This is a genomic window from Haloarcula sp. S1AR25-4 (assembly GCF_031624555.1).
GTDB classification, from domain to species: Archaea; Halobacteriota; Halobacteria; order Halobacteriales; family Haloarculaceae; genus Haloarcula; species Haloarcula pellucida.
Genome location: NZ_JAMQOR010000006.1, coordinates 21,582 through 39,320, shown reverse-complemented (window position 1 = coordinate 39,320; position 17,739 = coordinate 21,582). Strand labels below are relative to the sequence as shown.

At 65.2% G+C, this 17,739-nt stretch carries 20 protein-coding genes and 1 pseudogene; 3 read left to right on the top strand and 18 right to left on the bottom strand.

The features are described from left to right. Positions 1-248: 248 nt before the first annotated feature. The 11 genes and pseudogenes from NDI85_RS19910 to NDI85_RS19860 form a co-directional block, all read right to left on the bottom strand. Entirely contained in the window at positions 249-923 is a 675-nt protein-coding gene (locus tag NDI85_RS19910; RefSeq protein ID WP_310916765.1) for a tyrosine-type recombinase/integrase, read from the bottom strand. Then, positions 920-1,174 carry a hypothetical protein gene (locus NDI85_RS19905; RefSeq protein ID WP_310916764.1) on the bottom strand — a complete coding sequence of 85 codons (255 nt, stop codon included), beginning with the start codon at positions 1,172-1,174 and terminating at the stop codon, positions 920-922. The genes NDI85_RS19910 and NDI85_RS19905 overlap by 4 nt, the downstream gene beginning before the upstream one ends. 1 nt (position 1,175) lies before the next feature. After that, positions 1,176-2,933 (bottom strand): hypothetical protein, encoded by a 1,758-nt coding sequence (locus NDI85_RS19900; protein WP_310916763.1) that lies wholly within the window; start codon positions 2,931-2,933, stop codon positions 1,176-1,178. Next, positions 2,926-4,476 (bottom strand): DNA cytosine methyltransferase, encoded by a 1,551-nt coding sequence (locus NDI85_RS19895; RefSeq protein WP_310916762.1) that lies wholly within the window; start codon positions 4,474-4,476, stop codon positions 2,926-2,928. The genes NDI85_RS19900 and NDI85_RS19895 overlap by 8 nt, the downstream gene beginning before the upstream one ends. Next, the gene (locus NDI85_RS19890; protein WP_310916761.1) at positions 4,469-4,657 is read right to left on the bottom strand and encodes a hypothetical protein; all 189 of its coding nucleotides are present in this window, start codon (positions 4,655-4,657) and stop codon (positions 4,469-4,471) included. Before NDI85_RS19890 ends, NDI85_RS19895 begins: the two co-directional genes overlap by 8 nt. After that, the gene (locus NDI85_RS19885) at positions 4,654-4,890 is read right to left on the bottom strand and encodes a hypothetical protein (RefSeq protein ID WP_310916760.1); all 237 of its coding nucleotides are present in this window, start codon (positions 4,888-4,890) and stop codon (positions 4,654-4,656) included. The genes NDI85_RS19890 and NDI85_RS19885 overlap by 4 nt, the downstream gene beginning before the upstream one ends. After that, positions 4,883-5,419 (bottom strand): hypothetical protein, encoded by a 537-nt coding sequence (locus NDI85_RS19880; RefSeq protein ID WP_310916759.1) that lies wholly within the window; start codon positions 5,417-5,419, stop codon positions 4,883-4,885. Before NDI85_RS19880 ends, NDI85_RS19885 begins: the two co-directional genes overlap by 8 nt. Beyond that, positions 5,416-5,757, bottom strand: a complete 342-nt coding sequence (locus NDI85_RS19875; RefSeq protein ID WP_310916758.1) for a hypothetical protein — start codon at positions 5,755-5,757, stop codon at positions 5,416-5,418. Before NDI85_RS19875 ends, NDI85_RS19880 begins: the two co-directional genes overlap by 4 nt. Then, positions 5,754-6,137: a hypothetical protein gene (locus NDI85_RS19870; protein WP_310916757.1), complete on the bottom strand. Its 384-nt coding sequence runs from the start codon at positions 6,135-6,137 to the stop codon at positions 5,754-5,756. The genes NDI85_RS19875 and NDI85_RS19870 overlap by 4 nt, the downstream gene beginning before the upstream one ends. Continuing rightward, on the bottom strand, positions 6,134-6,514 hold the full coding sequence (locus NDI85_RS19865; protein ID WP_310916756.1) for a hypothetical protein: 381 nt from the start codon (positions 6,512-6,514) through the stop codon (positions 6,134-6,136). The genes NDI85_RS19870 and NDI85_RS19865 overlap by 4 nt, the downstream gene beginning before the upstream one ends. A gap of 287 nt (positions 6,515-6,801) precedes the next feature. Continuing rightward, positions 6,802-7,098 (bottom strand): annotated as a pseudogene (locus NDI85_RS19860) (PadR family transcriptional regulator); the annotation flags it as partial. A 110-nt stretch (positions 7,099-7,208) separates the two neighbouring features. Between NDI85_RS19860 and NDI85_RS19855 the strand changes: the two are divergent. Then, complete coding sequence (locus NDI85_RS19855) at positions 7,209-7,520, top strand: hypothetical protein (RefSeq protein ID WP_310916755.1); 312 nt, start codon at positions 7,209-7,211, stop codon at positions 7,518-7,520. A gap of 178 nt (positions 7,521-7,698) precedes the next feature. Here NDI85_RS19855 and NDI85_RS19850 read toward each other — a convergent pair whose 3' ends face one another. The 6 genes from NDI85_RS19850 to NDI85_RS19825 form a co-directional block, all read right to left on the bottom strand. Then, positions 7,699-8,808, bottom strand: coding sequence for a tyrosine-type recombinase/integrase (locus NDI85_RS19850; RefSeq protein WP_310916754.1), 1,110 nt, complete (start codon positions 8,806-8,808; stop codon positions 7,699-7,701). Positions 8,809-9,432: 624 nt separating this feature from the next. Beyond that, on the bottom strand, positions 9,433-9,813 hold the full coding sequence (locus NDI85_RS19845) for a hypothetical protein (RefSeq protein WP_310916753.1): 381 nt from the start codon (positions 9,811-9,813) through the stop codon (positions 9,433-9,435). Continuing rightward, positions 9,810-10,682, bottom strand: coding sequence for a ParA family protein (locus tag NDI85_RS19840; protein WP_310916752.1), 873 nt, complete (start codon positions 10,680-10,682; stop codon positions 9,810-9,812). Before NDI85_RS19840 ends, NDI85_RS19845 begins: the two co-directional genes overlap by 4 nt. 273 nt (positions 10,683-10,955) lie before the next feature. Next, the gene (locus NDI85_RS19835) at positions 10,956-12,254 is read right to left on the bottom strand and encodes a hypothetical protein (RefSeq protein ID WP_310916751.1); all 1,299 of its coding nucleotides are present in this window, start codon (positions 12,252-12,254) and stop codon (positions 10,956-10,958) included. Positions 12,255-12,401: 147 nt separating this feature from the next. Beyond that, entirely contained in the window at positions 12,402-12,962 is a 561-nt protein-coding gene (locus NDI85_RS19830) for a hypothetical protein (RefSeq protein ID WP_310916750.1), read from the bottom strand. Between the two features lie 4 nt (positions 12,963-12,966). After that, positions 12,967-13,443, bottom strand: a complete 477-nt coding sequence (locus tag NDI85_RS19825; RefSeq protein ID WP_310916749.1) for a hypothetical protein — start codon at positions 13,441-13,443, stop codon at positions 12,967-12,969. 135 nt (positions 13,444-13,578) lie between these two features. On the opposite strand from NDI85_RS19825, the gene NDI85_RS19820 reads away from it, so the two are divergent. Both NDI85_RS19820 and NDI85_RS19815 read left to right on the top strand, forming a co-directional pair. After that, positions 13,579-13,932, top strand: a complete 354-nt coding sequence (locus NDI85_RS19820) for a hypothetical protein (RefSeq protein WP_310916748.1) — start codon at positions 13,579-13,581, stop codon at positions 13,930-13,932. Positions 13,933-14,051: 119 nt separating this feature from the next. Next, the gene (locus NDI85_RS19815; RefSeq protein WP_310916747.1) at positions 14,052-14,495 is read left to right on the top strand and encodes a hypothetical protein; all 444 of its coding nucleotides are present in this window, start codon (positions 14,052-14,054) and stop codon (positions 14,493-14,495) included. Here NDI85_RS19815 and NDI85_RS19810 read toward each other — a convergent pair. Further along, on the bottom strand, positions 14,492-17,653 hold the full coding sequence (locus tag NDI85_RS19810; protein ID WP_310916746.1) for a DUF5817 domain-containing protein: 3,162 nt from the start codon (positions 17,651-17,653) through the stop codon (positions 14,492-14,494). The two genes, NDI85_RS19815 and NDI85_RS19810, sit on opposite strands and share 4 nt — an antisense overlap. Positions 17,654-17,739 lie beyond the last annotated feature (86 nt).

The window sequence follows — 17,739 nt, the reverse complement described above, 5'->3', positions numbered from 1 at the left end:
CCCCTCCTGTTCGGTGGCCGTCTCTACGGAACGACCGCCGTCCGCGATTAGGTTCGTTAGGTCACGGTTTTCTGCCTCGGGACAGACAAGCTCGCCGTCGACGGCGCGGTAGTCTCGGCCCCTATGAACGGTGTCGTGTCGCTTGCACCACCAGCCGTAGTTCGGGCGGGCCACTGGCCCGGGAAGACGTTTCCAAACACTTCGGGCAGCGACGTGGGCGGCCTGTAGACGGTGCACAGTGCCGGACATCAGCCGTGTACCTCCCCGAGTGCGCGGGCCGTCATCTGCCCGTCGACGGCGATATAGTTGCGTGCCGTTGCGAGGTCGCTCCACCCGAACATCGACTGGAGCGGGCCGGCGTCGAGGCCGCGGCCAGCGTGATACGACGCCGCCGTTCCACGCAGGCCGTGGAGACTCGTGTCGTCTGTGTCGAGTCGGTCAGCCAGTTCCAGCGCCGTATCGAGTCGTCGCTGCAGCGTCGAGAACGAGTTGGGATAGCCGCCATACTCGTCGATGAGCCAGTCGATGGCCACCGCAATGCGCTGGTCCCAGCCGTAGGGGACGTCACGCACCGCAGCGTCGGTTTTCGGGTTCCAGTAGTTCTCGATAACCTCCTCGAACGCTTTGTCGTCGTCGTGTTTGAGTTGCTGTTTGGCCGCCTGCCGGCAGTAGCCACACGGCCCGCCGTCGCGCCCTTTCGTACACGGGTCTTGGGGCGGGATGGACAGCATCTCGCGACGACGGTTCACCCACGACGCGTCGATGTGGGTCACTTCGCCGGGTCGGAGGCCGAGACGGCCACCGATGAGCAGGACCGCGCGCGTTTCCATACTCACGTCGGCGTCGTCGATACGCATCGCGCCGATGAGGAGGCGCTCGAACTCGCGTTCAGTCAACGCCTTCTCGCGAGTCATCTGCCTCATTCCGAATCAGCCTCCGCGGCCGCCACGAGTGCGTTGTAGTGTGAGGTGTCATGCGTCTCTGGACGCGCTATCCCGCCAGAACAGGTGGTGCAGACCGGCTTGTCGTCGGGGAAGACCGAGCGGTCTTTCTCGAACACGCTGTTTGCGAGGTCCAATACCGGACACTCGCTGTCGGTGTGGATTGCTCGTTCTGGACCGCCGCCGGACTGTCGGCCGACGATGTAGACCTTCGAGCGCTCAGTATCGCTCATCCTACTCAGCACCCCCGTAGTCGACCGCCTTCACGGATGACCAGTAGCTGTCTATTCGCTGTATCAGTTCCATGTCCTCGTCTGTCGGAGCCCAGCCGCACCCGTTGCAGTGCTTCGGGCCGCCGAATTCTTGGGACCAACTGGTCGCGCCACACTCGGGACACTCGGGCGGGTCTGCATTCGTCCGCTCGCGCATCTCCTGCCAGAGGTCGCGCCGACGGTCCCACGTCCCGTCGCGGTCCTCGACTGTCCCAGATGCAAGCCGCTCATAGGCCTCAGACCACTCGGCTTTCAGCGCGGCCTGTGACAGGTCGCCGACCGGTCGGTTCGTGAGGTCGTGCACGACGTCGTCCTCGACCCGCCCGCCGTCTGTCACGAGCGGTGGGTCCTCGGTGGTCGACGCCGCCGACGTCAGCGACCAGCGCGCCTGTCCGTGCAGTCTGTCGACATGGATGTCCACGGTGTCGCCGAGGTCCGGCGCTCGTGGGTGAGAGTTGCTGGTGCCGGCCGTCAGCTGGGCGACGTCGCCCTCGACGCGGTCGACCACCGCCGCAAATCGCGGGTAGTCCGGCCAGAGTGAGACGGTGTCGTGGGCCGGCGGGACGTCGGCGGCGTCGGCGTGGGCTTCGTTGCACGTCCACGTCTGACCGCGGCGCACGGCGTGCCCGCCGTCGGTCAGCATCGTCTCGTCGCCGTCGGGCGGCGTCGGGTCCTCCCCAACGTCGTCAGCATTCAGCCGGTCGAGACGTGCGGCGATCTGTTCGACGTCGACCGCCGTCGGCCCGTCGTCGTCCACGAGGTCGCTCGTGTCCGGGGCCGGGCCCTGGTCGCCGCTCTCCGTGTGGCCGTCGAACTCTTGCAGCGCGGTGAGGAACGCCCGAATCGTTCGCGTCTGCGGGTTGACGTCGTTGGTCAGGATGTGGCTGAAGCGATTGTCCGTGAACCCGGCGCACTCGCTCAGGTCCGCCATCGAGAGGTTGGCGGCGGCGCGCATCGCGTCCAATTCCGCGATGGTCGGGATGCGGAACGCGTCGGGGTCGGGCGTCCCGCCGTCGGCCATCGCCTTCAGCGTCGCCTGCTCGGGTTCGCCCCCCGCCACGGACTCCTCGACCGTCCGCTGGCGGTCCCGCTTGTGTGCGAGACAGGCCTCGAACCGGTCGAGCATCCCGTCGACGACGAGTCCCGGGACATCTGCCGGCGCTTCGACACCGGCGAACGGGTCGACGCCGGCGCTGTCGAACGAGTCTTTCACGTCCGTCTGGATGCAGGCAAAGGCGTAGTCGACCTGCCGCGGTAGCTGGACGATGCCGATTGGGTCGTGGATGTTCGGACAGATGTAGTGCGGGACCGCGTGGGGCGGTTCGCAGTACTCCATCGGGCGGGCACAGACCGGGCAGGCCGGCGGGTCGTCGCGGTCGGTGTCGTCGGCGTCCCCGCCGTCGGTGGCGAGCGTCTGCTGCGCGCCGTCACTGGCTTCCTCGATGGTGATGAACCGCTTGGTGTCGCCATCGGCCACCGCGGCGTACTCGATATCTGAGGTGACGTCATCGCCGCGTGTCTCGTGGGCCAGTCGGATGGTGAGCGTGCGCTCTTCGGTCGTACACAGCGTCAGGCGCTCGTACGCACAGCCGGCCAGACCGTCCTGCTCAGTCTCGACGCCGACCACGTGGGCCGACACGTCGCCGCCGTTGGCAAGCACGAGGTCGGCGTGGTCGCCGGGTTCGAGCGCAGTCAGCGTCTCGACAACGTTCTCAGTCATCGCTCGCCACCTCACTGTAGTCGGGGATGTCGGCCTCGTCGTCGGCCGTGATACCGCCGCCGTAGGTCGCCAGCGACGGGTCCTCGGCGGTCAGGACGTGCTTGCACAGCGCCGTCGCGAGGTTGACCGGGACGGCGTTGCCGATCTGTTTCGTTCGGTCGGCCTTCGTCCCGGCGATGTCGTAGCTCTCGGGGAAGCCCTGTGCCTGTTGCAGTTCGCGCGGCTGGAGCATCCGGTACTTGATGTCCAGCCCCCACGGCCACAGTTCGGGCACGCACAGCGCGAACCGGTCGCGGCTGGTGATGGTCCCCAGCGGTTGGGTCGGGGCTTTGGGCGGGCCTTCGTAGTCGTCGACGAACGGCCGGACCGTCGGCGAGACGAGTTTCGCTCGTGGGTCGGTAGTGACCGTGTGGAACGGCCGGTCGTCGGGCCGGTACAGCGGGTTGCTGTGGATACCGCGGTGCCGCCCGTTCTTCGGCTCGATGAGCGACGGCGTGACGAGCGCGTGCCCGCCGCGCGTCGCGATGGTCGGGACCGGACGGTCGTTGATAGACCACGGATGCCCCCAGTCCTGCTGTTTCAGAAGCACAGACTCGCACTGGGCAGTCGTCGCGCTCTGGTCGAGCATGCTGACGAGGAACGGCTCGTCGAGCGCGGCGGCCGCGGTGGCGGCGTAGGCGGCCGGGACCGCCCGGTTCTCACGGAGGTCCCGAATCTCGTCGCGACCGAGCGTGTCCAGCACGTCGGCGAACGGGGCGAGCGCGTCGTCGCAGTGGCGGCGAATCCCTTCGGCGATACGCTGCATCGTCGAGTCCTTCGGCGGCGAGTGGACCCGCTTCTGCGTCAGGTCGCGCGTCCAGATGGACTGGCCGGGGTCCGACCAGTCGATGATGTCCGCCGCCGTCCGGTAGTCCGGCAGGTCGGGGTCCTCGTCCGAGTGCGTTGGCTCCGGGAACGACACCGACCCGTGCTGGCGGCCGACGATGAAGAACCGCTCACGGCTCGTCGGGTCGCCGTAGTCGGCGGCGACGAGCTGGGTCCAGTCGACGGCGTAGCCGAGTGCGTTCAGGCTGTTGACCCACGCCTCGAAGATGCTGCCGTCCCGGACCGGCTGGCCGTCGTCGTCGACTGGCCCCCAATCGGCTATCTCGGGCACGTTCTCGATGATGAACGCGTCGACGTCCAGCAGTTCCAGCCAGTGGAGGACGTGCCACGGACTCATCCGTAGTTGCTCGTTGACGGGCTTGCCACCGCGGGCACGCGAGAAGTGCGTGCACGACGGCCCGCCGACGAGCAGGTCCACGTCGACGCTGTCCTCGTCGGTGAGGCGCTGCACGACGTCCGGCGGGTGGAGTTGTTCGACCTTGCTCTGGTACTGGTGGGCGTCGGGGTGGTTGCGCTCGTGGGTCTCGACGGCGCGGTCCCAGTGGTTGACCGCGGCGTGGCGCAGGTCGTAGCCGAGGTCCTCGCAGGCCTGTCGCAGGCCCTCGCTGAACCCGCCGGCGCCGCAGAACAGGTCGACAGCGACGATGGGGTCAGTCACGGCACCCCACCTCCACGGTGTAGTCGCTCTGGACCCACGCGTCCGGGTTCTGTTTGTCGAAGATGAGCACCGGCTCGCCGTCGACCTGCTGGTTCCGCATCGAGATGACGCGGGCATTGAGCTTCGCCAGTTGTTCGGCTTCGTCCTCGGTGATGGCCGGGCGGTCAGATGTGGTGCTCATCGGCCGACCACCTCGAACTCTGCCTCGTAGGGTCGGTAGCTGACCGAGTTCATCATCCCCGGCAGTTCGAAGCGGGCGAAGTCCCCCGTCGGGCCGGGGCGGGCGTCGATTGAGGTACACTCGGCAGTGAACTTCGCGACGATGTTCCCGCCCGTCCCGTTCTCACGGACGCGGACGAGGACAGTGTCGCCCTCCTCGAACGGGAAGTCGTGGTCCGGCGCAGTCTTAGACATCGCCCTCACCCCGGACAGCCGTCTCGATGAGGTTGTTCGCGACCGCAGCGCCGACGACCTGTCCGGCGCGATGCGGGCCGATACCGTCCGCCTGCTGGAGTGCGTCGCGGTCGTGGAGCGGTACCTCGGTCGGGTCCTCGAACTCGTTCAGCAGGAGTGCAATAGTCCGGTTCGTCGGGTTCTTCCGCGGGTGTCGAGACTGGAAGCCTGCGCGAGACCCCTTGCGGGTCGCTGCCGTCAGCATCCAGAGGTCGTGTTCGTTGACCGGCCGGTCAGAGTCCGCGGGGTCGGGATACTCGCCGTACTCCGCGTCCTCGCCGACGTGTTCGAAGTCCTCCGGGCCGAAGCCACGGTACTCGTCCGCGGCGAGTTCGACCGCCTGTTCGGCGTCGAGCGCCGGGACAGACATGATGCTGCCAACCGGCGTTCGGACCCGGTATCGCTCCGAGTCCTCGTGGGCAGCGAGTCGGATGCCGGCGGCGTCGGAGAACTTGCCCACGTCGCCGTCGGGGAGTTCGTTGGTGCTCACAGCACGAACACCTCGTCGGCGGTGACGTCGACGACCTCGATGTCGTACTCACTGAGGCGAATGCCGAACTCCACATCCAGCATCGTCGCCAGCCAGTGCGTGACGGCGTCGGGCGTCGAAGCGCTGTCGCCAGCGCCGATGTCCGCCTCGAACCGTTCGACAGTGTTACTGCCGCGGACGACAGCCGGAACTTCGACGTTGACCCAGTTGAAGACCTCTACCTTCTCGTAGACGACGGTCTCGCCGTCCTCTTCCTCGGTGAAGGTGTCGTACTCGGCGTCGGCTTCAGATTCGATCTCGCGGGCGATGGTGATGCGGTCGCGGTGTTGGAGGGTCATGCCTCCGCCTCCCGGACGAGTTCGCACATCGCGAGGTCGTCCAGTTCGCGGAACTCGTACTCGTCCGAGTCGTACCGGGTGAAACGAATGTCACCGACAACGCTGGCGTAGGACGACTTGGTGTCGAACTTGACGTTGATGACAACGCTCTCGAACTCGCCGGTCGTGTCGATGTGGACGTTTTTCAGTTGCATCCGGCCGTCGTCGTCGGCGTCGTCGACGTTCGCACTCCGGACAGTGCCGCTGAGGAACTCGAACGGCGCCTCGTAGAAGTCCAGCTCCAGTTCGATGGTGTCGCCTTTCTCGGCCTGCTGGAGGACATCGACCGGGCGGAACCCGGCTTCGGCGTGGGGGCCGATACGCTGTTTCTCGGTACTCACGACTGCACCACCTCGGGTTCGACCACTGCGTCCTCGTCGACGTCGTCGGGCATCGCCGGGTCGACGTAGTTGAGCCACGAACTCGGCCCGTCCTCGAAATCCCCGATATCGATGTGTCGGACGTGGACCTGCGACAGCTCCTCGCCGTCGGTGGCGCGGGCGTAGAAGATACCGAACGTCGAGCAACCGAACTTGTAGACGCCGTCGCGGACCTCCTCGCCCTCGTTGATGGCGAAGTCTTCGAGGTCGCCAGTCGAGATTTGGGACTCGACTTTGGCGACCGCGTCGGCCACGCTTTCGGCCTCGACCTCGAAGTGGCCGAAGACCGACACGGCGAACTCGAACCACCGTCGGCCGTCGTATTCGCCGTCGCTCATGCCTCGGCCTCCGTCTCAGCGTAATTCTCGCGGAAGTACGCCAGCCGCTCGTCGGCCGACCGCGTGAGCTTCTTCTCGAAGATGTACACCGCGAAATCCTTTTCGTCGTGTTCCCACTTCCAGACGCCCTTTGACAGGTCCGAGACATCTATCTCGATGTCCAGCCCGTACTTCAGCTGGACCATCTCGACCATGCACTCGGCCGCCTCGTTGAGGTCGTCGAAGACGAAGTTGCCCGTGGCTTCGGGCCCATTCTCCACGCGCGTGGTGTAGACGACGTCGGGTTCGTCGTCGGCCCACTCCCGATGCGACGCCAGTTCACGACGGCCGCGGGCGGTCAGCGAGTACTCGTTCGTCCGCCGGTCCTTCGACGTCTTCTCGACGAGGCCCTTGTCAGCGAGCGTGTCGAGATTCGGGTACAGGCGCCCGTGGTTGATCTCTTTGCCGTCGTAGAGGCGCGACAGTTCCTCTTTCACGGCGAGGCCGTGTGGGTCGTCGAGTCGTTCGACGACGGTCAGCACGTCGCGCTGGAATGCCGTCAGGTCGTGGAGCGGTTGCCCGCTCGTGTCACCGGTCGTTGCCATGTCTACAGATTAACGTTACGTAGCTATCAACAAATATGTTTCGACAAGACAGATGTGTTGAATACTCCCGGAGAAGTTAAATCAACACGAACCGTAAAATCGCCACATAGATGTTGACGCGAAGCGGCGACGGGGACATGACCCGAGCGCTACTCACCGACGGCGAGCGAGCGGCAATCAGAGGCGACGAGATGGACGACGGGACGCGGTCGAGTCACCGCTCGCGTGTGAAACGGAAGCTAGAGAATCGGATGGGCGAGGATGCGCGGTTGCTCCGGCGGCATGAGCCAGAGTTGTTCGAGCTACTGCACGAGAGTGTCTGTGAGAAAGAGTACGACGAGCGAATTGCGCAGTTAGAAGCTCGGATTGACGAGTTAGAGACTCGGTTGGAAGACGAGCCAGAGAATAGCGATGACTCTTGAAGAGCGGCTATACAACGCGCGCTACCACGGCATCCAGTTCGTCGGATGGGTGTTGGTGACAGTTGGTTTTGTCCTACACGGCACGGAGAATATTTCGCCGCCTGTTGCAGCAGGCTTTCTGCTAGTCGCGTATGGACTCTGGGGAATCTGGGCTCGCCCTGTCTTTTTCGACGACTGACTACTCGCTCTCGAACGCTTCGCTCGTCACATCGGCCAGTTCACTCGCTTCGATGTGTGAGTACATCTGCGACGTCGTCGACGGGTCCTCGTGGCGCAGCGCTCGCTGGGCGGCCTCGAACCCGACGTTCCGGTACAGGAACTCCCCGACGCCGCGGCGGGCGCCGTGGGGCGTGAGGTAGTCCTTGTCGCCGTCGACGTCGATGTCGCCGTCGTCGCACAGCCGTTTGAGGATGGTCCGCGTCCCGTTGACCGAGATACTGGGCGGCCGGGCATCGTGCTCGCGCAGCGCGTCGAGGAGATCGTCGCCGGCGTCGGCGTCGTCGGGCAGCGCTGCGTGGAGCGACGGCGCGTGGAGCGTCGGGAACACCGGCCACGACTCGGCGGGCGGGTCCAGCACTGTCTCCCAGCGCTCGATAGCGGGCTGGGCCTGCTCGGGCAGTTGGAGATGCTGGCGTTCCTGATTCTTCCCGAGGACCTGGATGCGGTTGTCGCCGAGGTCGACGTCGGCCCACGTAATCCCGGTCCGGCGCTCGTCGCGAGAGTCGCGCACTATCTCGCTTGCACGAGCGCCCGTGTACGCGAGGACGTAGACGAGTGCTCGGTCCCGAACCTCGGTCCGGGCGTCGAGGCCGTCGGCGTCGATGGCGGCGTGGGCCTGTTTGTCGGCGTAGGCCAGCAACTCGTCGCGTTCCTCCGGCGACCAGAACTGCTGCGTGTCGGTCTGGCCGAGTGAGCGTTCGGGGAGCTTGTCGGTGACGCGCTCGACGATGGCCGGGTTCTCCGAGAGCCACTCCCACTTCTGACAGTGGGTGAGGAACGCACGGACAAGTGCGTAGTACTGGTGGGCCGTCTCGCCGGTGATGCCGGCCTCACCCGTGGGGTCGGCGGCGCGGGCCTGGGCCCGACGGGCGAGGTAGTCGGCGTAGCTCTCCATGTGTCGGGGTTCGACGTCGTCGACGTACTCGAGACGGTCGGCGTGCTGGTCGGCCCACTGGCGGACGATGCACCCGGCCATGTCGGCGTAGTTTCCGGAGCCGTCGAGTTTCTCCTTGTCCGCGACGAAGTGCTCGATGGCCTCGGAGAGCGGTTTCCGGCCGTCAGTCGGCACCGCTGTCTCCCCGCTTTAGCTTCGGGTACAGGACATAGAGAGCAACCATCCCCCACGACATCGCCGCCGTGCCCGCGGCTGAAGTAGGGGATGTCCTTGTCCAAAGCAAAGTAGTCACTACCGCGATGAGGACAAGCAATGCCTCCATTGCCCAGAGACCCCATCGCGGTAGTGACGCAGTGGCGTTCTCACTCCGCATTCGACTCCCTCCCGTCGGTGGCTTTATACTCGGTTGGGCCGACACTTCGGATACGCGCTGTGGCGGGGCGCGCGTAGACGCCTTCCAAATTGCCCTCGCTGTTACTACTTCCCGTGAGCGATTGCTGTGGGCTTCTGGGCGCGGGTTTCCGGCCGTCAGAAGGTGGGTGCTGGTCCTGTGGCATCCGTTCGGCTTACCATACAGCGCGGGGGTCCAAAAATCTACTGCACATTACTGGATTAATACACAGTGGATTGTTCGGGAAGGCGATTCCGTCGATTTCGGTAGATAGTGGGTTTGACGATGCGTTTTGGTGTGTTTGAGAGAGTCCATAAATCATATGACGCTATACGGAACCTTCACATATCCTTCCAGACACGAACGGCCGCTAGACAGCGTCAGACGCGAGAAAATCGGCGGTTCGTCTATTTCATCCCGTAGCCCATCTTCCGAAGCTCGCCCTCCACAGTCCGTTCGGGGTCGCCGGCGGCCAGAACGGCGGCTTCGAGCACGTCGATTTTGTAGACGGCTTCGTTCTCGAAGACGCCGTCCAGCTCGTGGACCAGATCGTCGATGTGTTGCTGCGCCTCGTCGCGCAGAAAGATGTTCCCGTGATTGCGACCGTCCTGCACGCCGTCGCGACGGTACTTGTACGGCAGGTCGCTCGTCGTCTCGGTATCCGTCGTCGGCTCGCTCTCGGTCGTTGTAGCCGGTTCTCGCTCAACGACCTCGGTATCGTCGGCAGTCTCCTCGGGTTCCTCGTCGAAGTCCTCGTCGTCGAAGGGGGACCCAGCACCGGACTTCATGCGCCGAACGCCTCCTCGATGTCCGCGGCGAGGTCGTCGTACTTTTCGAGGGTCTCGTGCTCGCGGTCAGGCACGCGACGGACACCTTCTTCCCCGTCCTTGTACGCGTCCTCGACGACGTCGTAGGCCGTGGCTCTGGCGTCCCACATCTCCTGCATTAGCGACTCACGCTTGCGGAACACTGCTGGGACGTCGTACTCGACGTCCTCCTTCAGCGTCGCGAGGTGTTGCTGCTGGCCGGTCGTGTCACCGTACGCGACCGGGACGATGCCGAGGACGCCGACGTCGATGCTGAGGTTGTCCTCTAGGCCGTTGACGAGTTGTTCCAGCCCCTCGATACTGAGCGAACCCTTGCCCGACAGTTCGACCGGGATGAGGACGGTCTCGGTGACCTTCACGGCGTTGTAGAGGCCCTGTCCCTCGGATGCCTGCGGGTCGCAGATGATGACGTCGTAGTCCTCGTGGACGCCGTTCCGGCCGAGCAACTGGTACAGTTGCTCTTCTTCGACCCACTCGGCGTCGGGATTCATCTGCTCCTCCGTCTCTTTGGCCCGGCGCATCGTCGTATCGAGGTTCGAGAGCATGTTGTGCGCCGGGATGACGTCGACGTTGTCGATGCCGGTATCCTCGCGGATGAGGTCGCCGAACGGGCCTTTGCCGCGCCCGACCATGTGCCGGACGAGGTTGTCTGCGGCGCCGTCGTCGCGGTCGTCGTCGACGCCGAAGACGTAGGAGATGGACGCCTCCTGCGGGTCGAGGTCGATGACGAGCGTTTTCAGTCCGTTTCGAGCGTGCGCGTGTGCGAGGTTCGCCGCCGTCGTCGTCTTTCCGACGCCGCCGGCCTCACTATACGTCGTATATGCCAGCATGTGTTATTCATGTGTGTTGCACTTACTAATAACTAGTGTATGTTACTACCGTTCGCTACTACTGTGTATAACATGCAATAGTAATTAGCATTAGTAACGTGTGTTAGTAATGCATCGGAAACGTCGGGGTGTCAGAACAGCGGACACGATGGTGTGTCTTCACTTCGATGGCGGGGTGTCGAGCTAACCAACAAGTGGGCCGATTATCCCGGGTGTGTTGGTTAGCTCTAAGATCGAGGTAGCACGCCTACTCGTCTGGCAGGAAAACCGACACTACAACTGCGCTTTCGCGTGCTCGATCAGGTCCGACCAGCTGTCGATGTCGTCGAACTCCTGTTCATAGAACCACTGCAACGACGGGTCGGTCGACGTCGACCACTCTCGGTACTCCGCAGACGTGGGCCACTCGCCGTGGTCGCGATGCATCCGGAGTACCGCGTTCGTGAGTGAGTCGAGTGAGTGGCCGACGACGCGGCCGGGTTGCACTCCCGCATCGAGTAAGAGCGCACTCCAGCCGAAGTTTTGCTGGATGGTCACGGACGATGGGACACCAGTCTCTGTCTCTCGCCACTCGTCGTACGCGGCAGCGGTGAGGGGTTCGCCCATTGCTCCGGCCGCCTGCTGGACTGCCTCGGTGGCATCATCATAGCTATACTCTGGAGCATCTCGCTCAGTCACTGGCTTGCTGGCAGTATCGTACGGAATTTTTGGCACCCCAGCAGTCGACAGCGCGTCGTCCCACGACCCGCCGCCGAGCCAGTCGGCAACGTCGCCGGCGTCGAGGCCGTCGACGCGGGCCTCGAAGCGCCCGGGCGTGAGGATACTGTCGGTTCGCTCGCGAGCAACCGAGAGTGCGGCCGTGTAGAGTTCGGTCTTGTACTCAGTCTCGTCGTCGGGATCGGTGCGGAGTGCGGTGTACACGGGCTTGTCTGTTTGCCACTTGTACTCGACGCCGGGGGCCGGCGGCGCGGTCCAGTCCAGCCAGTCCCGGGCGGCGTCGCCGTACATGACGACCCGACGGTCGAGGCGTTCGCTGTCGTAGCCGTGGCGGTCGAGCACGGACTGGATGGCGGCGGCGCGGTCGTCGGCCTCGGCGGAGAATATCACGCGGAACTGGCTGTCGTAGTCGCCCGTCCACTCGATGCCGCCCGCCAGCGCGTACCAGACACGGGCCGAGTCGGCCGAGAGGTCAACGTCGTCGCGCAGGCGCTTCTCACCGTCGGCGTACCACCGGTCGCGATAGCGTCGGAGCGTGTCGTGGGCGTGCGTACGGACGCGATACTGTGGGTTGCGCTCACCGTCGAAGGTCTCGCGGCGGAGCGAGTGGGCCAGCCAGTCGAGTTCGTCGAAGAGCCACCGGGCCAGTTCCTCGTTCGTCGTCAGGACGAGCAAGTGCTTCGCGTCGCCGTTGCCCTGGATGGTCCCGCCGCCGAGCAGGATGCCACCCAACAGGTCGTGCATCGCGTCGCCGATCTCCGGCCACTCGCAGTAGCTCCAGTGCCGGCTGAGTCGGTCTTTTTGCTCGCCACAGACCGGGCACAGACGGGTGCCGGTTTCGAGCAGCGTCGTCATGGCCCCCACTCGACCGTGTCGACGGCGCCGCAGTCCCGGCACTCCCAGTCCGTCGAGCGGGCGGCGATGTCGACGAGGCCCCGGAGCGCCGCGTGCTCGGTCACGCTCTCGCACAGGTCACAGTGTCGGTATCGGGTTTCCATGGTTCTATCGTGGGAGTTTCTCGCGAGCCTTTTCGAGTGCGTCGCTGACGTTCTTGTGGTCGTGGTCGCCCTTGCGGATGCCCCACGAGTTCATACTGTTCCCACGTATCTCGACGCCGTAGTACGCCCACGCCTGCCCCGGCGACAGTCCCTCCTGCTGGAGCCCGTTGACGACGGCCTCGGTGAACTGCTGCCCGGCGTCGAAGGTCTGGGGCTTGCGGATGACCAGCGGCGAGGTGACGCTCCAGCTCCAGTCAGTCAGTCGTCGCGCGACGACGTGCATCGTGGCACTGACGGCGCTCACGAGTTCGTCCGTATCGTGGTCGGTCGGTGCGAGGTACTCGCTGTAGCGCGGCCCATCGACGGCCAGCACGACGACGTCCCGCGTCTCTTTGACGACCGTGTAGTGACCGTCCTCGATGCCGTCCATGTGCTCGGCCCACGTCTCGGCGGCCGAGCGCTGGAACGTGGCGAGTGCGTCGCGGACCTCGGTAGCGTCGTCGATGACTTCGCCGTCGATGGCCTGTTCGATGTCTGCGTCGGAGATGTGAGTGGTGTCAGTCATTGGTTTAGAGCCACTGGTCGATTTCGGCGTCAATCGTTTCGTCGTCGGCGCGCAGGACCTCGCTGACGAGCGTGGCGAGTTCATCGACGACCGCGGCGAACTCGTCGGCGGTCAGCGTCTCGCAGTCGAACTCTTCGACGTTCTCGCGGACGATACGGAGGTGTGGAACCGTGTGCTCGAAGTCGCTCAGGTCGGCTTCTAGTGCCGTCCGGTCGAGCGCGTCAAAGCCAGCCATCTCGGCGACCATGTTGACCCACGCCGTGTGGAGGATGGATTCGCCGATAGCGAGATCGGGGCGCGTTTCGACACGTCCGAACCGGACAGCGGCCTCGACGACGCGGTCGTTCTCGTCGACCATCACGCAGGACTGAATCTCGTAATCGTCGTTCGCCTCGACGTCGAAATCGATGATTTGCTCGCTGCCGACCTCGGTCGTGTCAACGTTCGTCGCAACGGAGTTGAGTGCAGTGGTCACGGACATGTTCTGTCTCTACATGGTAGTAATACACCCACCATAATAAGCCTTTTGGGTGTATTGCTACCAGCCTATAAAGTAATGAGTGGTTGGGGACTAACCAACAGAACGCCTATTTGCCCCCGGAGTGTTGGTTAGTGCATGGACGACGCTGACCGAGCGACCGAGGCACTGCGAGCGCTGGGCCGCATCAACCCCGATGAGTACGACGACCGCGTGCAGCAGGTCCACGACGATGCGGTCGCCGCCGTCGACGCGCTGGTCGCGCTGCTCGAGGCGAGTGATGAGGACCCCGACGTCGAGGCGCCCGACGAGTGGGACGACGACGAGTGGGACGAAGCCGTCGAGGTCGCGCGCGAGAAGGCCGGCGTGCCGGCGGGGACGGGCACGCTGACGACGAAGGCGATTGATGGGCGCGAGTACTACTACCTGCAGTGGCGCGAGGGCGAGTCGGTCACGAGTCAGTACGTCGGGCCGGTCGAGCCGGCGGACTAACCAACAAGCGGGCGTATCTACGGTTCGTGTTGGTTAGCGACGGAGAGGCCGTCTACAGCCGAATTTTACTTTCACCACGCCTTGCAGAACTTGATAACCCGCCATCACGTAGTTAGCGTATGTCCAGCGGCAATGAGCGGAACGACACCGAGCGACTGCACGAACTTCGCGAGGCGGCGCCGAACGACGACGTCGAGGCGCTCGTCGAGATTATCCAGATGCAGCAGGCCCGCATCCGGGATTTGGAGCGCACCGTGCGCTCGCTCACCGAGACCGTCAACTCGAATCAGGCCCGGCTGAACGTGCAATCCGACGGCATGTCGTCACCCGACAGTCCGCACTTCGACAGTCGCGACCAGGCCGTCATGGAGGCCATCGCCTCCGAGCAACCCGACACGGTCAGCGTCGAACAGTTCCACGAGTTGTACAAAACCCACACCGACGCCCGCAACGGGAATACTATCAAGGACCGCGTCAAGACGCTGACCGAGAAGGGCCCGTTCGAGGAGGTCGGCCGTCGCGAGTGGCGCTACGAACCGACGGCGACGCAAGGCGTCTTCTAGTCGGCTATCGTCGAGAGGCCCTGTTGCTGGACGTCGACGCCGGCGGTGACCGTTTTCGTCGCTGGCTCTTCTGGTGCGGTGAGTGCGTCGATGACTGGCTGCCACGGGGCGAGGTCGTCGTGGGCCTCGTAGGCTGTCTCGAAGTCCGGCGGCCACTGGACGAGTGCCTTCCCCAGCGGTCGCTCGGGGTCGGCATACTCCGCGGGGTCGCCGACGATCCGCATCGCGAGGTCGGTCAGCAGGTCCCGGTGGGTGGTGTGACCGTCCGTGAGGGCGCTGGGGACCGGGAGTGAGTCGGTCTGTCGTTCTTCGGCGGCCGACGTGGGCAGCTGGAACCGGTAGCCCGACGGGGTCTCGGTGACCATGTCCAGCGCATCGAGCGGGGCGAGGTTGTTCGCGACGGTTTCGGCGGTGTAGCCCGTTCGCTCAGCCAGTTCGGTCTTCGTGAGTGGGTCGTCTGTCTCGAGTACCGTCGCGACGATGGCTTTGGTTGACCCGGTGTGGCCGGGGAGCAGGTCGGCGTCGTCGAGCGACCGGCAGGCCGTCCGGACTTCCTGATACCGGAGTTCGCGACCGTACTCCTCCTCGGAGAGGGTTCGGTGCAGGGTTCTGGCGGCCGTGTACGGCGAGAGCGTCAGTGCCTGTAGCATCCGGAGTGGGCCGTCGGCGGGGCGGAGGTTCTTCGGCGTCAGGACCTTCGTCGCAGCGGCTTTCGTCGCCTCGATGCCCGGCGTCGACGAAACGGTGAACGGGAGGTCCATCTCCGGTGCGTCGTCCTGGACGGCGTGGGGTTCGCCGAGCGCCGTTTCGACAGCATCCTGCAGGCGGTCGACGCCGTCGCCGACGACGACGAACGACCCGATTAGTTCGGCGTGGGGGTCGTCGGCGTCGACCTCGGGGAAGATAGCCGTCTGGCGCTTGTCCTCGTCGGGTTCGAAGAGGCACCGGAACGCCGAGAACATGCCCCAGTGGGACTGGATAGCGGCGCCGTGAGCCAGCGTGAACGCGAAATCGTCGACGTCCCAGCCGCCCGAATCCGTGAAGTCGAAGTCTCGCGAGCAGTTCGGCACGCGAATCTCCCGGACGAGGTCGATACCGAGGATGTCGAAGATGTGGGCCATCGTCCCGGCCAGCCCATGGGCGAGTCGGAGAATGTCCGACCGGAGGTCTTTGCGGTCCTCGTAGTTCTCGTGGCGGAGGTCCCGCGTCATCTCGAGCATCTCTTCGCGAAGCTCGATGAGTTGCTCGCGATAGTCGCCGAACGTCTCGACGTCGTCGGGAAGTGAGCCCAGACAGCGGCCCTCTCGGAGGAGGTACTTGTGGTCGGTCAGCAGGTCGGCGAACTCCTCGGAGTCCTCGACGCGGGCATCGGTGAGGACGTGGTCCCACACGGTGGTGCTCGTTAAGGCCCGTGCAACGGTCGTCCACATGGGCAGCGGGCCACAGTACTCCACACTCGTCACCACCCGGTCCGCATCGCGGTCGCACCACACTCTGGGCTCGCGTCGGTCGTCGTACTCCCCTATTTCGGCATCGTGCAGGGTCACATCCGCGGTCTCGGCGCACCCAGCGGCCGCCGCGGCCTGCCAGCGCGGCATCGGCCGCACCGTCGCCAGTCCAGTCCCCCGGCGGTTGGTCTGGCCGGCGGGGGACGGGGGGCCGTCCCGAGTCGGCGTGGTTACACGGGTATCGTCTGAGCAATTCGACTTCTCGCTAAACGAGCTTTCGAGGCTGGCCTGCTCGCCGAATTCCGCACGCAGCACGTCCACAACGACGGTTCCGCTGTGGAGCAGTTCGACGCTGGTCTCGCCGCGCGGTGAGAAGACGAACTCGCCCCCGACGAGGTCGCCGACGAGTGTCGAGATTCGGGCTCGGCCGACACAGAGTCGGTCGGCTAGCTCGCCGTACGAGCAGGTCTGTCCGTCGGCGTTGTAGAGGGTTTCCAGCAGCTGGACGGGTTTCGCGTTCACGCCCGTCTCCAACAGGTAGCGTTCTGCCGCAGCCTCGTCCAGCGCATCCGGTTGCCGACCGTTGCACTGCTCTCTAAGTTCGGCCGGAAGCTCGTCATCGTGTTTCGCACAGAGCCAGCGCCGGCGCAGGCGGGGCGCAACTAGCTGGACGTCGACGCCGCGACCGAGGGCATCGAGCATCGTGCAGATGGCCTCGCGCTGGTCGCGACGCTGGGTCTTGAACGACTCGGGGACGACGACCGCGACCGTCGGCGTGTCGATCTCGGCGGCGGCGAGGATGGCTGCCGGCCCGCTCGCAAAGCCGTCGACACCGGGATGGCCGTAGCCGTCGGCGGCGTCGGTCCCGAACCGCCGGAGTGCGCGGTAGGCCGCGGCGTGGTCGCGAACGTCGGTCGGCTTATCCAGTCCGGTGACACGCGTCGCGAAGCGCCCGTCGGCCACACTCACGCCGGCCTCGACGAGCGCCCGCAGGTCTGGCCCGGAGGTCCATGCTCGGCGAGAGAGGAGGTCGCGCACGCCCGCGACGAACGAACTGTATATCTCCGGCGCGCTGGCAAGCTCCTGCCAGAGCGCGGAGTACGGTCGCCCGTCGAGGGTCAGCACGTGGTCAGCGGAGACCGGGACGTCGTCGACGAAGGACAGCCCGGCGTCGGGGTCACGCGGCGGGTCCGTCGGTGCGATACTCGTCGCCAGCCCGGCCCGAGCGTCGTCGGCCCCAGTCCGAGCGCGGAACTCGGCCATCGACTGCTCGACCTGCGCGCTGAAGCGGCCCGTCCCGACAGGCGTCGTGTCGACGAACTCGGCGTAGCGCTCTTTCCCAACGACGTTCGAGACGTCGACGAGGGCTTCGTACCGGTCGTCGAACTGGCCGAGGCCGGCGGCGTCGGCTTCGTCGGCCAGCACGTCGTCGTAGCGCTGGAGGTGGGCCTCGGCCTGCTCCTCGAGGTCGGCGTAGTGGTCGACGTCGTCGTACTCCTCACGCAGGCCCGCGCGGTCGGCCTGCATCTGTGACCGCACGTCACAGACGGTGTGCCACTCGTCGTGGGCGAAAAAGGTCTTGACCTTGTCGCGGTCGCGACGGTGGCCACAGCGGGGACACTCGACAGTCTCGGTATGCTCGTGCTGGTCGGTGACCCAACGGTGGCCGCACTCTCGACAGCCGACGATGGCGTACTGTGGCTTAGACATGCATCTCTCGCTGATGGGGTGGTTGGCGAACGTGGTGCCCGAGAACGGCTACCGACTGCTGTAGCTCGTCGTGAGGGAAACCGTTA

Bases quoted from the DNA above. Each gene is read 5' to 3' on its own strand.
- NDI85_RS19910 (WP_310916765.1), bottom strand. From the start codon at position 923: ATGAGGCAGATGACTCGCGAGAAGGCGTTGACTGAACGCGAGTTCGAG.
- NDI85_RS19905 (WP_310916764.1), bottom strand. From the start codon at position 1,174: ATGAGCGATACTGAGCGCTCGAAGGTCTACATCGTCGGCCGACAGTCC.
- NDI85_RS19900 (WP_310916763.1), bottom strand. From the start codon at position 2,933: ATGACTGAGAACGTTGTCGAGACGCTGACTGCGCTCGAACCCGGCGAC.
- NDI85_RS19890 (WP_310916761.1), bottom strand. From the start codon at position 4,657: ATGAGCACCACATCTGACCGCCCGGCCATCACCGAGGACGAAGCCGAA.
- NDI85_RS19885 (WP_310916760.1), bottom strand. From the start codon at position 4,890: ATGTCTAAGACTGCGCCGGACCACGACTTCCCGTTCGAGGAGGGCGAC.
- NDI85_RS19875 (WP_310916758.1), bottom strand. From the start codon at position 5,757: ATGACCCTCCAACACCGCGACCGCATCACCATCGCCCGCGAGATCGAA.
- NDI85_RS19865 (WP_310916756.1), bottom strand. From the start codon at position 6,514: ATGAGCGACGGCGAATACGACGGCCGACGGTGGTTCGAGTTCGCCGTG.
- NDI85_RS19855 (WP_310916755.1), top strand. From the start codon at position 7,209: ATGTTGACGCGAAGCGGCGACGGGGACATGACCCGAGCGCTACTCACC.
- NDI85_RS19845 (WP_310916753.1), bottom strand. From the start codon at position 9,813: ATGAAGTCCGGTGCTGGGTCCCCCTTCGACGACGAGGACTTCGACGAG.
- NDI85_RS19840 (WP_310916752.1), bottom strand. From the start codon at position 10,682: ATGCTGGCATATACGACGTATAGTGAGGCCGGCGGCGTCGGAAAGACG.
- NDI85_RS19835 (WP_310916751.1), bottom strand. From the start codon at position 12,254: ATGACGACGCTGCTCGAAACCGGCACCCGTCTGTGCCCGGTCTGTGGC.
- NDI85_RS19830 (WP_310916750.1), bottom strand. From the start codon at position 12,962: ATGACTGACACCACTCACATCTCCGACGCAGACATCGAACAGGCCATC.
- NDI85_RS19825 (WP_310916749.1), bottom strand. From the start codon at position 13,443: ATGTCCGTGACCACTGCACTCAACTCCGTTGCGACGAACGTTGACACG.
- NDI85_RS19820 (WP_310916748.1), top strand. From the start codon at position 13,579: ATGGACGACGCTGACCGAGCGACCGAGGCACTGCGAGCGCTGGGCCGC.
- NDI85_RS19815 (WP_310916747.1), top strand. From the start codon at position 14,052: ATGTCCAGCGGCAATGAGCGGAACGACACCGAGCGACTGCACGAACTT.
- NDI85_RS19810 (WP_310916746.1), bottom strand. From the start codon at position 17,653: ATGTCTAAGCCACAGTACGCCATCGTCGGCTGTCGAGAGTGCGGCCAC.